The organism is Shewanella goraebulensis (genome assembly GCF_030252245.1).
Classification (GTDB): domain Bacteria; phylum Pseudomonadota; class Gammaproteobacteria; order Enterobacterales; family Shewanellaceae; genus Shewanella; species Shewanella goraebulensis.
Map to the genome: position 1 here is coordinate 683,330 of NZ_CP126972.1, position 14,871 is coordinate 698,200.

The 14,871-nt window shown below is 41.1% G+C and carries 12 protein-coding genes; 5 read left to right on the forward strand and 7 right to left on the reverse strand.

Annotation, left to right across the window (positions count from 1 at the left end):
* Positions 1 to 20: 20 nt before the first annotated feature.
* The 3 genes from parE (at position 21) to parC (ending at position 5,424) form a co-directional block, all read left to right on the forward strand.
* Positions 21 to 1,907, forward strand: a complete 1,887-nt coding sequence (gene parE / locus QPX86_RS02900) for a DNA topoisomerase IV subunit B (RefSeq protein WP_285164088.1) — start codon at positions 21 to 23, stop codon at positions 1,905 to 1,907.
* An 89-nt stretch (positions 1,908 to 1,996) separates the two neighbouring features.
* Positions 1,997 to 3,130, forward strand: coding sequence for a PQQ-dependent sugar dehydrogenase (locus tag QPX86_RS02905; RefSeq protein ID WP_407696626.1), 1,134 nt, complete (start codon positions 1,997 to 1,999; stop codon positions 3,128 to 3,130).
* Positions 3,130 to 5,424, forward strand: coding sequence for a DNA topoisomerase IV subunit A (gene parC, locus QPX86_RS02910; protein WP_220752165.1), 2,295 nt, complete (start codon positions 3,130 to 3,132; stop codon positions 5,422 to 5,424). Before QPX86_RS02905 ends, parC begins: the two co-directional genes overlap by 1 nt.
* Positions 5,425 to 5,520: 96 nt before the next feature.
* Here the strand turns inward: parC and QPX86_RS02915 are convergent, their stop codons facing one another.
* The gene (locus QPX86_RS02915) at positions 5,521 to 5,715 is read right to left on the reverse strand and encodes a bacterioferritin-associated ferredoxin (RefSeq protein WP_055023428.1); all 195 of its coding nucleotides are present in this window, start codon (positions 5,713 to 5,715) and stop codon (positions 5,521 to 5,523) included.
* A 227-nt stretch (positions 5,716 to 5,942) separates the two neighbouring features.
* Positions 5,943 to 6,869 (reverse strand): D-2-hydroxyacid dehydrogenase, encoded by a 927-nt coding sequence (locus QPX86_RS02920; RefSeq protein WP_220752167.1) that lies wholly within the window; start codon positions 6,867 to 6,869, stop codon positions 5,943 to 5,945.
* Between the two features lie 36 nt (positions 6,870 to 6,905).
* On the opposite strand from QPX86_RS02920, the gene QPX86_RS02925 reads away from it, so the two are divergent.
* Positions 6,906 to 7,238, forward strand: a complete 333-nt coding sequence (locus QPX86_RS02925; protein ID WP_220752169.1) for a DUF3392 domain-containing protein — start codon at positions 6,906 to 6,908, stop codon at positions 7,236 to 7,238.
* Positions 7,239 to 7,318: 80 nt separating this feature from the next.
* Here QPX86_RS02925 and QPX86_RS02930 read toward each other — a convergent pair whose 3' ends face one another.
* The 5 genes from QPX86_RS02930 to rsgA form a co-directional block, all read right to left on the reverse strand.
* A complete protein-coding gene (locus tag QPX86_RS02930; protein WP_285164090.1) occupies positions 7,319 to 8,044 on the reverse strand; it encodes a glycerophosphodiester phosphodiesterase in 726 nt (241 codons plus the stop codon).
* Between the two features lie 4 nt (positions 8,045 to 8,048).
* On the reverse strand, positions 8,049 to 11,252 hold the full coding sequence (locus QPX86_RS02935; protein ID WP_285164091.1) for a mechanosensitive ion channel domain-containing protein: 3,204 nt from the start codon (positions 11,250 to 11,252) through the stop codon (positions 8,049 to 8,051).
* Positions 11,253 to 11,303: 51 nt separating this feature from the next.
* Complete coding sequence (locus QPX86_RS02940) at positions 11,304 to 12,203, reverse strand: DMT family transporter (RefSeq protein ID WP_285164093.1); 900 nt, start codon at positions 12,201 to 12,203, stop codon at positions 11,304 to 11,306.
* Positions 12,204 to 12,212: 9 nt separating this feature from the next.
* Positions 12,213 to 13,073 carry an archaetidylserine decarboxylase gene (gene asd, locus QPX86_RS02945; protein ID WP_285164094.1) on the reverse strand — a complete coding sequence of 287 codons (861 nt, stop codon included), beginning with the start codon at positions 13,071 to 13,073 and terminating at the stop codon, positions 12,213 to 12,215.
* Between the two features lie 66 nt (positions 13,074 to 13,139).
* Positions 13,140 to 14,195: a small ribosomal subunit biogenesis GTPase RsgA gene (gene rsgA, locus QPX86_RS02950; protein ID WP_220752178.1), complete on the reverse strand. Its 1,056-nt coding sequence runs from the start codon at positions 14,193 to 14,195 to the stop codon at positions 13,140 to 13,142.
* Between the two features lie 113 nt (positions 14,196 to 14,308).
* Between rsgA and orn the strand changes: the two genes are divergently transcribed.
* Positions 14,309 to 14,854 carry an oligoribonuclease gene (orn, locus tag QPX86_RS02955; protein ID WP_285164096.1) on the forward strand — a complete coding sequence of 182 codons (546 nt, stop codon included), beginning with the start codon at positions 14,309 to 14,311 and terminating at the stop codon, positions 14,852 to 14,854.
* Positions 14,855 to 14,871 lie beyond the last annotated feature (17 nt).

A 14,871-nucleotide genomic window follows, 5' to 3' on the forward strand; every position in this document is an offset into this window, starting at 1 on the left:
ATTGACCAAATGTGTGGACTATGACCAATCAATACACTTCTGATGCCATCGAGGTTCTTAACGGACTCGATCCAGTAAAACGCCGTCCAGGTATGTACACCGATACCACTCGACCTAACCATTTAGGTCAAGAAGTCATCGATAACAGTGTCGATGAAGCTTTAGCTGGTCATGCAACTAAAATTGATGTGGTACTTCATGCGGATAATTCATTAGAAGTGATCGATGATGGCCGAGGTATGCCAGTAGACATTCACCCTGAAGAAGGGATACCTGGTGTCGAATTAATCCTGACCAAACTGCATGCTGGTGGTAAGTTCTCAAATGATAGTTACCAATTTTCTGGTGGTTTACATGGTGTGGGAATTTCAGTTGTCAACGCGCTATCTAAACGGGTTGAAATCAGCGTTCGTCGAGATGCGCAAGTTTATGAAATTGCCTTTGAGGATGGTGAGAAAGTAGAAGACCTGCATGTAACAGGAACTTGTGGCAGGCGGAACACGGGTACTCGTGTGCACTTTTGGCCTGATGCAAGCTACTTTGACTCGGGTAATTTTTCAATTTCCAAACTGTTATACCAATTACGTGCAAAAGCTGTGTTATGTCCAGGTTTACGTATTAAGTTCACTAATAAGCAAAGTGGTGAAGTGAATGAATGGTATTACGAAAGTGGTTTGACAGATTATTTGAAAGAAGCTGTGAAAGGATCCGTTCTTTTACCAGAAGAGCCATTTATTGGTGAGTTTTCAGGTAAAACGGACGCAGCTGAATGGGCTATTACTTGGCTTCCTGAAGGTGGGAACAGTATTTATGAGAGTTACGTTAACTTGATCCCGACGCCGTTAGGCGGAACCCATGTGAATGGTTTTAGACAGGGGTTATTGGAATCGATGCGTGAGTTCTGTGAATTCAGAAACCTAGTCCCTCGTGGTATTAAGCTATCACCTGAAGATATTTGGGATAAAGCATCGTTTATCTTATCGATTAAGATGCAAGACCCGCAGTTTTCTGGTCAAACAAAAGAGAAATTATCGAGCCGTCAAAGCTCGGCGTTTGTTTCTGGGATTGTTCGTGATGCATTTGCGCTTTGGTTAAACTCGAATACCGAACAAGCTGAACAATTAGCTGAATTATGCATTAGTAATGCCCAGCGCCGCTTAAAAGCAGCTAAAAAAGTGGCACGTAAAAAAGTCACCTCTGGCCCTGCTTTACCAGGGAAGTTAACAGACTGTAGTGGTCAAGATCCAATGCGTGGTGAGTTATTCCTTGTGGAGGGTGATTCAGCAGGCGGTAGTGCAAAACAAGCTCGTGATAGAGAGTTTCAGGCGATTATGCCGCTACGTGGTAAAATCTTAAATACTTGGGAAGTGGATGCATCTCAAGTGCTGGCCTCACAAGAGGTTCATGATATTTCAGTGGCCATAGGTTGCGATCCTGACAGCGAAGATATCTCAGAGTTGCGTTATGGCAAAATCTGTATTTTAGCGGATGCCGATTCTGATGGATTGCATATTGCAACCTTACTATGTGCTTTGTTTATGAAGCACTATCGCGTCCTAGTAGAAAAAGGCCATGTTTATATCGCAATGCCGCCGTTGTTCCGAATCGATTTAGGCAAAGAAGTATTTTATGCCCTAGATGAAGGCGAAAAAAACGGTATATTAGATAGAATTGTTGCGGAAAAGAAAAAAGGTAAAGTGCAGGTCACTCGATTTAAGGGATTGGGTGAAATGAATCCATTACAGTTACGTGAAACCACCATGGATCCGAATACACGTCGATTAGTCCAGTTAACGATTGATGATAATGACGATACGATGGCATTAATGGATATGCTTTTAGCTAAAAAGCGCTCACCAGATCGAAAAGTTTGGCTAGAGTCAAAGGGCGACTTAGCAGAGATCTAACACGGTAGTTAGATACGTATGGAAACCTTGTGCATTGCCCAAAAAGATAAAGGCAAAGAATAAATATAATGTCGAGAATAATAATTAAAATGGATATCAAGCAAATTTCAACAGCGTTAAAAACACTGTCTGTCATAGCTTTAGCTCAGCTTGCTGCAGTTAAGGCATTTGCTGCCGATCCTATGATGATTACCGTAACAAAAGGATTTGGACTCACTTTATATGCTTCAGACTTGGGCGACTCCAAGCAGATGGCGATAGGTAGTCAAGGAACTTTGTTTGTAGGTTCAAGAAAGAGTGGCACCATCTACGCATTAGTGGATTCTGATAACGACGGCCAAGTAAATAAACGCTATTTGATTGGCAAAGGTCTAGAGTATCCAGAAGCAATTGCGTTTCATGATGGTGATTTATATGTCGCTGAAGACGATCGCATATTGCGCTATCAAGATGTTGAAAACCGTTTACGCAGACCTGGTAGGCCGAAAGAGGTTTACTCAGGCTTACCGAGCATAGATAGAAAACACGCCAGAGGAATGGAGTTTGGCCCTGATGGACGTTTATATTTGTCTATAGGCTCGCCTTGTAATGTGTGTGAAGCGCCGGCACCTTTTGGCAGCTTATTGGCTATTGATATTGAGTCCGGTGATACCGAACAAGTGGCTTCTGGCCTTCGTCGCGTAATTGGTTTTGATTGGTCACCGTCTACAGATAAATTATGGTTTGCCGACCAAGGCCGAAATTGGATGGGTGATAATATGCCTGCTGATGAAATCAATCGGATTGATGTTAAAGGTAGCCATTTTGGTTTTCCGTATATTCACGGAACCGACATCAAAGAGCCTGCATTTAATAAACCAGACACGTTAAATATAGCTGCACCAGAATTTGAGCTTCCTGCTCACGTTAAGCCGACAAGTTTGCTTTTTTATGAAGGTAAGCGATTTCCCAAGCGTTACCACAATCAACTTTTTGTTGCCGAAAATGGTTCTTGGAATCGTTCAAGTAAGATCGGTTATCAAGTTGTCATGCTAACTCTTGATGGTGACCAAATTACTGAACGTGAAAGAGTGGTAAGCTTTTTAGACGGAGAATTTCCCGTCGCCAGACCTTATGACCTGATAAATGCACCAGATGGCGCAATGTTCATCTCTGATGACTTAAAAGGCAATATATACCGCTTGTATTACAAAGCGACAGAACAATCACAGGATAAGAACTAATGAGTGATGCGATTGAATTAAGCCTTGATGGCGTTGAGCAAATGCCTCTACGCCGTTTTACTGAAGAGGCTTATTTAAACTATTCAATGTACGTGATTATGGACCGTGCATTGCCACATATTGGCGATGGTTTAAAACCTGTTCAACGTCGTATTATTTATGCAATGAGCGAACTTGGCTTATCAGCCCAGTCAAAGCATAAGAAGTCAGCCCGTACCGTTGGTGATGTATTAGGTAAGTACCATCCGCACGGTGATAGCGCGTGTTACGAAGCCATGGTATTAATGGCGCAGCCATTTTCATATCGTTACCCTTTGGTAGACGGTCAAGGAAACTGGGGTGCTCCAGACGATCCTAAATCTTTCGCTGCGATGCGTTATACCGAAGCAAAACTTTCAAAATTTTCTGAAGTACTATTGTCTGAGCTTGGCCAAGGCACAGTTGATTGGGGCGTTAACTTTGACGGTACCATGAAAGAGCCAAAGTCATTACCTGCTCGCTTACCACATATTTTACTTAATGGTATTACTGGTATTGCTGTTGGTATGGCAACTGATATTCCGCCGCATAACGTGCGTGAATTAGTATCAGCATGTGTTGAGTTACTCGAAAACCCTAAGGCTGACTTAGCACGTCTGATGGAGTTTGTCCCCGGCCCCGATTATCCAACTTACGCAGAGATCATTACCCCAAGTAAAGATATCGCTAAGATATACGAAACTGGACGTGGCTCAATCAAAATGCGCGCGGTTTACGATATTGATAACGGTGAAGTGGTTATTACAGCTTTGCCGCATCAAGCGGGTAGCGGCAAAATTCTTGAACAAATCGCTAATCAAATGCAGGCCAAAAAGCTACCAATGGTGGCTGATTTACGTGACGAATCTGATCACGAAAACCCAGTTCGTCTAGTGGTTGTGCCTCGTTCAAATCGCGTTGATTGCGATCAACTGATGGCGCACTTATTTGCCACTACAGATTTAGAAAAGAGCTTTCGCGTTAATTTAAACGTCTTAGGTCTTGATGGCCGCCCTAAAGTGAAAGGACTAAAAGAGCTATTAACTGAATGGCTGACCTACCGCATTTCAACAGTGACTCGCCGTTTACAGTTCCGACTAGATAAAGTGCTGGCGCGACTTCATATTCTTGATGCGTTAATGATCGCGTTCTTGAATATTGATGAAGTGATTGAAATTATCCGCTTCCATGATGAACCAAAAGCTGAGTTAATGGCGCGTTTTGAGTTATCTGAGAAGCAAGCAGAAGCTATTTTAGACTTAAAACTACGTCATTTAGCCAAGCTTGAAGAATTCAAAATTAAAGGCGAGCAGGAAGAGTTGGCTGCTGAGCGTGACAAGCTTGAGTTAATCTTAGGTTCAGAACGTCGTTTAAAAACCTTAGTTAAGAAAGAGTTGATTCAAGATGGTGAAACATTTGGCGATGACAGACGCTCACCAATTATTGAACGTTTAGAATCTAAAGCATTAACAGAGCAAGAGCTTACGCCAGCGGAATCTGTGACGGTTGTACTGTCAGATAAAGGTTGGGTTCGCTGCGCCAAAGGGCATGATGTTGATGGCGAAGGGCTAAACTATAAAGCGGGGGATGCTTTCCTTTGTAGTGCCAGTGGTAAGAGTAACCAGCCAACGGTATTTATTGACTCTACAGGGCGGGCTTTTGCAACGGATACCCATACTTTACCTTCAGCTAGAAGTCAGGGTGAACCAATAACAACTCGCTTTAATTTATCACCGGGTGCGGTAATGCGTCACGTATTATTGGGGGTGGATAGTCAATGCTATTTACTTGCTAGTGATGCAGGTTATGGCTTTATTGGTTCCTATGCCGATATGATAAGTCGTAATAAAGCGGGTAAAGCCTTACTCAGCTTACCTGCTAATGCACAATCGTTAATGCCTAAGCTTGTGAATAAGGGCGTGACACAGTCAATTATTGCGATTACTAATGAAGGCCGCATGCTGATATTTGATGTGGATGCACTGCCTCAATTATCTAAAGGTAAGGGTAATAAGATCATTGGTATTCCAACGGATCGTGCTAAGAGCCGTGAAGAGTTACTTATCCATCTTGATATTATCCCTGAAGACGCCTCAGTGACCTTATGGGCAGGTAAACGTAAGTTAACCTTGAAACCATCTGACTTAGAGCATTATCGTGGTGAGAGAGGCCGTCGTGGTGCCAAACTGCCTAGAGGTCTACAGCGGGTTGATAGCGTGCAGATTGAGCAGGGCTCACAAGCCACCGAACTTGAATCAGATGAACCTTCTGAATAATGTGACAATTACTGGCCAAAAGCTTTAAAACAAAAATGCTGCCTAAGGGCAGCATTTTTTATGAATGGGTTTTGAAGAATTAACGATAAAGATAAATTACGCGACTTCGTAGAAGTTAGGCTCGACATCGACTTGCGCTTTAATGATGTTAGTCGCCATACGTGAACACTTACCACACTGATCAGCAACACCTAAGCGTTTTTTAACGTCAGCTAAAGAGCTGTCGCCATGCTTGCTTACTGCTTCTCTGATTTGGGTATCAGTAATTCCGTGACAAAGACAAACGTACATAAAGCCTCTTCGTAAAGTTTGATGACATATTTAAGCTTAAAAGAATGAATCGAATTAAATATGCTAGCTAATCAACAATAATGCAATTGTAAATGAAAACAGTTCTCATTGCTAATAACTTTTTAAACAAAACGGACAATTAACGAAAAGCAATGGTTATTACAAACTGCAAACTGGCTCACGAAATCAGCAATAACGAGCTCTGAAGTGTGCTTTTTGATGGCAAGCTAATAGCCTTTAATAAAATCAACTTGGTGATTGAGGGGCTGCTGTTTATTCCATAAATGGAAGTTTTCGACGAAGACTTCAGCGACTTGTTCAGGAAAACTTGGTGCGGCAATGTGAGGTGTAATAATGGCATTAGGGCATTGCCAAATTGCGTGGTCACTTTGAAGTGGTTCTTGGTTGAATACATCTAATACTGCATATTGCTGCGGTTGTTGCTGCAACTGCTTGGCGAGGGCATCTAAATCTAGGACATTTCCTCGTCCTAGATTAAACAAAACTGATTCCGCAGGTAGTAGTGTTAACATGGTTTCATTGAGCATGTTTTCAGTGTCTAAAGTACTAGGCAAAATACTGGCTACAGCGTGAGCTTTAGGTAAGTACTCTGCTAAATGAGCAATCGTATCCACATGATCAAAAAATGGTTTGCTGGTTCCGGTTTTACTTAATCCAGTGACTTTCATGCCGAAATGTTTGGCGGTTTGGGCAATATGCTGTGCAATGGAACCAGTACCAAGCAGTAATAATTGTTGCCCTTGAAGCGTGCGGAAGTTACCAGGCGCCCATTGCTGTTGCTGTTGTTGCTGCTTATATTTGGCATGCTCACGCTGATGAGCAAGCAAATAGCCAAACAAGTATTCACTCATTAACGGACCAAAAATACCTTTGATATTTGTTAGGTTATAATCGCGGCGTTGGCGTGAACCTGTGATTTTATCAACGCCGGCAAATGTTGACTGTAACCATTTAAGCTCAGTGCCTAAGTTTAGCAGCGGGGCCGCAAGTTGGGGCTCTGCAAACCAAATATTAGCTTCACAAATACTGCTAGGATCATCCCCTAAAATAATAAGATCTGGTAAGTTATAGCTAGTTAATAACTCGCGATATTTATCATTTTCTTGGGTTAATAGCAGTAATTTATGCGCCATAAATATTCCATTTTTCAAAATCACAAAGGAAGGTTAATGAATCAAATCATAGCATTTTTATCGAAATTAGGCGCTATGTTACATCCATGGATGACTGAAATTGCCACCGCTTTAGTGGCCTGTACGATTGTTATTTTTGCGACCGATATAAATCGAGTATTGAGAAGAGCATTATCAGGAAGTGGCTTTTTTATCAGAACCTGTGCATTTGTTTTGGTGAATGCGTTTGGTTATGGTTTAGCTATTGTAAGTATCAGCCCATGGCTTGCAAGTCAGCTAAGGGCGATACCATCTCAATGGATGTTACTTATTGTTATTGCGATATTTTTCGGCATCGGTGCTTGGGCCCAACGAAACAGGCAGGTATAAAGCAGTTGCTTTGACTTGCTGACTCAGGCTAACAACCGTGAATTGATGAAGTTAATTTGCTAAAGCTGAATAGGTAAAACTTATCCAAACCACTGTTTATGGCTATTATCAGTATTGCATTCGATTAACGCTGCTGCGGCTTTATCTGGATAGTTACTGAAAATACCATCAACACCTAAGCCTTTAAGTGCGCAAATGTCTTCAGGATTATCGACGGTATAAACATAAACCTTTGCACCTCGTTGGTGAGCATCTTTTACCATTTCATGGGTAACAAAATGTATGTCGACATGAATAGAGTAGGCATTTAATGCAGTGACTGATTCTGCGTAATGCAGTGGGACTCCAGCAAGAATTGGAGCAACTCTGGCATTTGGAAAATGTTGTTTAACAAGGTTTAAATATGGTTGATTAAACGATGAAACCAATAATTGCTCATCGGTAAAGTTTAGCTCACTGATTAGCTTAGGATAAATAGCTATTAAAGGCTCAGCGGTGCGATAGCCCTTTAATTCGATATTCACAATACAACGACCATTAATTAACTCCATCACTTGCCACAGAGTTGGTATTGGATGTTGCTTTATAGTGACGTTATTGATTTCTTGTTTCGATTTTAGGTGAGTTAAGCCGAAGCCTGAAGTTTTGAATTCAAGTCGGCGATCATGAAATACATAGAGCTCACCTTCAATGTTATAAACATCAAGTTCAATAGCTTGCACATTCAGTGCAAGTGCCTTCTCCATAGCAGCTAAGGTGTTTTCTACTTCATAACCACTTGCGCCACGGTGTGCAAAAATCAGCATTTATCTAGCCTTTAATAATTTGGTTAATATCACGAGACTGACCATTATTAATATGGATTTCCATTTGTGGATAGGCCAACTCAACGTGATTATCTTTTAGTTTTTTACAGATACGCTTATGTAAATTGTGTCTTAATGGCCAACGATCACTCATGTCTTTAGCATAAGATCTCACTTCATAATCTTGGGTGTGCTGGCCAAAGCCTGCAAACCAAACTTCTGGTTCAGGGAAGGTCAATGATAAATCGCATTCTCTTACAGCTTGATGAAGTAACGCTTCAACTTTTGATGGGTCAGCATCACGCTGAACCGATACGCTAACGATTACACGTGTGATTGGATCTGATAGAGACCAGTTAACGAGTTGTTCGGTAATAAAGGCTTTGTTGGGCACAATGATTTCTTTTCTGTCCCAGTCGACAATAGTAGTGGCCCGAATTTCAATTTTGCTTACGGTACCGGTTAAATCGCGGATTGTGACGGTATCGCCAATACGAATAGGCTTTTCGAATAAGATGATTAAACCAGAAATAAAGTTGGCAAAAATCTCTTGCATACCAAAGCCTAAGCCGACAGATAGAGCGGCAACTAACCACTGTAATTTCGACCATTCAACTCCGATGGTTGAGAACCCGACTAACAAGCCAAGCAATATGACTAAGTAACTACTCACTGTGGTAATCGCAAAGCCCGTACCAGGGGGTAATTCAAGTCGTTGCAAAATGGTCAGCTCCAGCAAACCTGGCAAATTCTTGGCAATCATTACCGAGAAACCGACGACAGTAAATGAAAACAGGATTGATTTAAGTGTGATTGGAATTTGCTGCTCAATCCCATTCACTACTGAGTGAGTATTCCACAAGGTGATGCCATCTAAAAAGGAAAATAATGCGGTATGGGTTTGAGATACTAATGCCAGTAAACTACCAAAGAAAGCCAATATTAATAGCGACCGCACTAAACCTAACGATTGGCTGGCAATAGTTTCTAGGTCAACAATCGGCTCTTCATAGTTATCGTTAACATCAGCTGCGTTATTAAGGTCACCACGTTCACGCTGTGCAAGGCGCTCTGCTCGGCGTGCTTTGGCGCGGTCGAAAGCAATTAGTCGTCTTTCGATTAACATCCAACGTTTTATCAATTGATATAGCAGCAAAAAGCCTAAGCCGAGTAGTAATGATAATTGTAGCTGTAATAACACTTGGAAGGCACTAAAGTAATAGCCAATAATAGCTAAAACTATACAACCACTAGGCACGGCAATAAGGAATGCCCACATGAGCTTGTTTAATAGTTTCATGTTCTTGCCATCATTGGCATTCGCACGAAAGTCATTAATAAACGTGTACATATCACGATAAAGAATAAGCAAGGTGATAGTGAAAACTAAAAATGCACCTCGGCCAATACTATTACGGATCAAAGATGCGTCAATTGCCTCGCTGAAACCCATAATGCCGATAAGTGGCCAACTCACAAAAATAAATCTTAAGGTTTTTTCTTGTAGGCGTTTAACTAAAGGCTGTGGGCGTCTGAAGTGACTAATGAGAATACCATTGTCTAATGACAATAAGGCGAAGAATCGATAGACCCAATAAGCGCAGCCAATTGACAGTATTCCAACACCAATTGAGTGAACAAAATTGAGTTCTGAGGAAAAAAAGATAAAACCCGCAAGCAGTAAAGGAAGAGGCTTTACTAACGAATAAAGCAAAGACAACCCGAGTGTCTTGGCTGTATAGATGAACTTATCTTGGGTTACGTTACCGACATTTTGACCATAATCTTCAATCGCTCGACTAAACTTAGGAGTTAATAAATCTTGTGCCATTAAGCAGAGGATTAAAATAATTACCCACCAAGCCCAATAAATATTTTGAGCCTGCCAAGCTTGTTTTAACTTTTCTCTTTGAGGAGCTTGAGTTAGCCAAACAGTGGCATTTTTTAAATCGATTAACCATAAACCTGAAATGCTGGTTGCGTTTGGTACCCAAAATAAGTGTTCATTGAGAGTATTTTTTAAGCGTAAATAAATGCGATTTAATTGTTCATTACTATTACGTAATTTAGCTTGTTCATTGAGGTAAACATCGTAGTTTTGCACCAACTGTTCAATTAAGCTTTGCTGTGATTCAAGCAGCTTTACTTGAGTATGATTCAGAAAGTCTTCATTGGTGATTTGTTGCTTATTTAACGCTTTTTGTTGCTCAGCTTGATAGCGCTTTAAGCGAGAGTCGGCAATTTCAGACAGTAACAGATCTTGATTTGGCGGCTTAGGTAAAGATTGCAGCATTTGCAAGAATCTATCGCCGAAGGCTGAGTTAGTTTCAACCCAAGTGATTTGTTCTTCCACATTGGTTAATTGTAGGGCATAGGATTGATATTGTTTTTCTGTCTTTTCTTGCAGGGTTATTACGCGGGTGATGCCGTCGGTTATTCGAATAAGTTCTTGGGCATATTGCTGATTTTGCTGACTGATTTGCTGCGAAACGGTATCGGCTAACTGTTGCTCATCAATAATATTATTAGCAATGGTATTAGCTGCTTGCTGTTGGCGGTTCTGATTATTTTTCTTATTTAATGTTTCAATTAACTTTTCTTGTTGCGCATGCTCAATACGCAATAGCTGTAGCTGTAATTGGGTGATTCGTTTTTGTTTGGGGCTGCTCGATAACTCAGAGGTCAAAGTATCAATGTGTTGTACGAGTAATTCGCCTTGCAAGCGATGAAGTTGCCCTAAAGGCGTGTCAGCAGGGGCTAGTTGGGTTCTTTGATACTGAGTTGAAGCGTCTTTTGCCTGTCTTAATAAACTAGGTAATTGTTGCTGCCTTTTGGTTAAGTTGACTAATTGTTCACTTAAATCATTTTCTGATTGCTTGAGTTCAGATAAGTGATAGTAGGCCATCGAAGCTTGCTGTCCTTCATCTACATCCGTGCTGATAGAGATTTCGGCAGTGGGTTTATTAATCTCGGTCGTGATTTTTTGGATAATCACTTCACTATTTCTCTCAAGCTCAAGATAGCTTTTTTCTTCCATATCGAGTTTTTCGATACTGGTTTTCACGTTTTCAATTTGTGTCTGTAAATCTGTGATTTGCGATGAATTGCTGCCTTGAGAAAGGCCCAGGCGTTTATCAAGCTGCAGAGGTGAGTTTGCCGATGCAAAAAAAGGAATAAAGCACAGTATAAAAAACGCAATACGTAACATAGGGAATGATTGCTAGTGAGAGACTAATACAATGGTAACAAAAACCTGAGTTTACGCTTTATTTTTTTTCTGATTTTGCTGAGTTTCGAATATTGCTGTGGCTAAAATAATCAACCCTCCAATCACTGTATTCAAGTTGACGTGTTCATTGAGTAATAATAACGCTAGCACTGTACCGTAAAAAGGTTGTAAGCAAGACACTAATCCCACAGTTTTTGCGCTCAGTTGCCGCAATGATGAGGCGAATAATGCGTGCGGGGCAGCGGTAAATAATACGCCTAAAACAGCAATTGTTAGCCAGATATCAACACTAATAGTGCTCAGTTCTACCTCTAAGAAAGGGCTTAACACAATGACAGCGACTAAGGTTTGATAAAACATCGCTTGGGGGCCGCTATATTCCGAAAAATATTTTTTATGCAATATGTTACGAGCAGTAAATAACGCAGCAGAAAGTACGCCAATTGCGATACCTAAAGTGACATCATTATCTAGGTTAGGCTCAGGAATGAGCAGAAAAACCCCTGTTAACACAGCGATACCAGAGAGTAAGTCAATTAACCTTAAGCGGGTTTTATTGACTAAGGGTTCAATTAACACTGTCATGACTGGATAGGTAAAAAAAGCAATCATGCCAATGGCTACCGATGACAACTGCATTGAGGCAAAGTAAGTAACCCAATGTAAGCTCACTAAAAACCCTAAACCAACAGCGATTAAATAATGCTTTGGCTTTGATAGCAGTAATGCTTGGCGATTTATCTTTACGATACAAGCGAGCACAAAGAAAGCGACAGCGCAGCGAAGAACGGTAATATCTAGCGCATTAAGAGGAATGATTTTTGAAAATAGTGCCGTGCCACCAAACAGTAACACAGCAATATGAAGCTGAATTAACCCTGATGTATTAGATAAATCAGGGCGTCCAGATCTAATTATGCCGAGTGGCATTATAAAAATCTATTTTAAATGAGCGAAAGGTTGACCCATTCGAGTCGTCTCAGTTGGTTCTACGCCTTCTGCAAACGTATCAATCGCATCTTGACCAAATAACATAACAACTGTTGAACCTAATTTGAAACGGCCCATTTCAGCGCCTTTTTCAAGGGTTAAAGCGTCAGTGCCTTCAGTTGGGTAGTCCCAAGTGAAGACCTGCTTGCCACATGGTGGGGTCACTGTACCAGCCCATATGGTTTCAATGCTTGCCACAATTGTTGCGCCTACTAATACCATAGCCATGGGACCTACTTCAGTCTCAAAAATGGCTACAACACGTTCATTACGTGCGAATAAACCAGGTACGTTTTGCGCTGTCAGCGGGTTCACTGAAAATAACTCGCCTGGCACGTAGGTCATTTTTGATAAGGTACCAGTGATAGGCATGTGGATACGATGGTAGTCTTTTGGTGCTAAATAAATAGTAGCGAAATCACCGCCATTAAAGCGCTCGGCATCTTTTTGTTGTCCGCCTAATAAAGCTAATGTGGTGTAATCATGGTTTTTGGCTTGGACAATTTTACCCGCCTCAATAGGGCCGCATTGACTCACAGCGCCATCGACAGGATGAGCCATGGTTTTAGCGTCATCAACAATAGGGCGAAGGCCTGGTTTTAAAGCACGAGTAAAGAATGCATTAAATGTTTTGTACGCTTCTGGTTCGCTCTGCGCCGCTTCTGACATATCAATTTTATATTGTTTGATAAACCATTTAATACCAGCAGTTGTTATCGCGCCAGCTTCCGCTGCTGCAAGCTTACCTACAAGGCGTGATAGCAAATGTTTAGGTAAGATATATTGCAAAGCAATTTTAACAGAATCCAATTGAGTACCCTTTTTAGTTATTTATTTGGTGCTTATCTTGATATTTTTAAAACTAAATTTGTTAGCTTATTCGTCTAAAGCTCTGAAGTGTCGAGCATGACGTTGTTCATCAAGACTGGCAATAATTCGATGATAATTATTAAATCTATCTTCGGTTATTTTCCCATCCGCGAGTGCTGCTTGCAAGGCGCATCCCGGATCATTACCGTGTTTACAATCTCTGAACTTACAAGTGCCGATGTATTCTCTGAATTCAATAAAGCATTCACCGACGCGGGGCGCAGGTAAATGCCATAAAGCAAATTCACGAACACCCGGAGAATCGATTAAGTCTCCACCGCTTTCGAAGTGCAATAATTTTGCGGTTGTGGTGGTGTGTTGTCCTAAGCCAGAGTTTCCAGATACATCACCAATCTGAAGGTCTGCTTCGGGCATTAATGCATTGATCAATGATGACTTACCCACACCTGACTGACCCGCAAATACACTAATGCTATCAGAAAGTAATGATTTTATTTGTTCAACACCTTCACCTGTGTGACTGCTGACCATATAAACAGGGTAACCAATTTGGCGATAACGCTCTAAAGCCACTTCGACTTCTTCACGATTTTCATCGGTTAATAAATCCATTTTATTAAGGATGATAACCGGTGGAATTGAGGTATCTTCTGCGGCCACTAAATATCGGTCGATAATTTGCGTGGTAAAACTTGGCAAAATTGACGAGACAATTAAAATCTGATCAATATTGGCAGCAATAATTTTTACGCCGTCATATAAATCTGGACGGGTGAGGGAAGACTTACGTGGGTGGACTGCTTCAACGATTCCGCCAATACCACGGTCGGTCTCAGTGGCTAAGCGAACAAGAACTTTGTCACCGGTTACGAGACTGGTGATATTGCGGCGAATATTACAACGCGCCACAGTACCGTCTTCGGTTTCGATGTCTGCGTGCTGGCCGAAACGTGAAATAACGATTCCCTGTTGTTCTGGTCCCAGTAGACTATCCTGTAGATCGTTGGCTTGATCTGGATTATCTTTACGCTTTAGGCGTTTACTTTGGTTGTCGCGCATTCTGCGCTTTTGACCTTGGCTAAGTGGTTTCTTTTTACTCACAGGCAAATCTTCATTAATTAGGTGTTTTTTTGTCGTATAAAAAAACAGTATGATACACCCTCTTTAATAAAAAAGCCTGAATTTAGGGCTTTTGACAGAATAAGGCAGATATTATGGCTGTAAACTCGAGCAATCTGATTTGGGTTGATTTGGAAATGACTGGTTTAGAGCCCAGTGTCGATCGTATTATTGAAATTGCGACGATTGTGACTGACCAAGAATTGAATATCATTGCCCAAGGCCCTGTTATGGCGGTTCATCAATCTGATGAAGTGTTAGCAGGTATGGACGACTGGAACCAAAAACATCATGGCGAGTCTGGATTAATTGATCGCGTTAAAAGCAGTCAACATTCTGAAGAAGATGTTATAAAAGCAACGATTGAGTTTTTAGAGCAATACGTGCCTAAAGGTGCTTCACCAATGTGTGGCAATAGCATTGGGCAAGATCGCCGATTTTTGAATAAATATATGCTCGAATTAGAAAACTTCTTTCATTACCGCAATATTGATGTCAGCACGATTAAAGAGCTAACGAACCGCTGGAAGCCAGAAATCATGCAAGGCTTTAGTAAAAAGAATACCCATCAAGCATTAGAAGATATTAAAGAGTCTATTGCTGAATTGCAGTTTTATCGCCAAGAAGTATTTAAAATTTAAGCAAACAAACTTTTTTT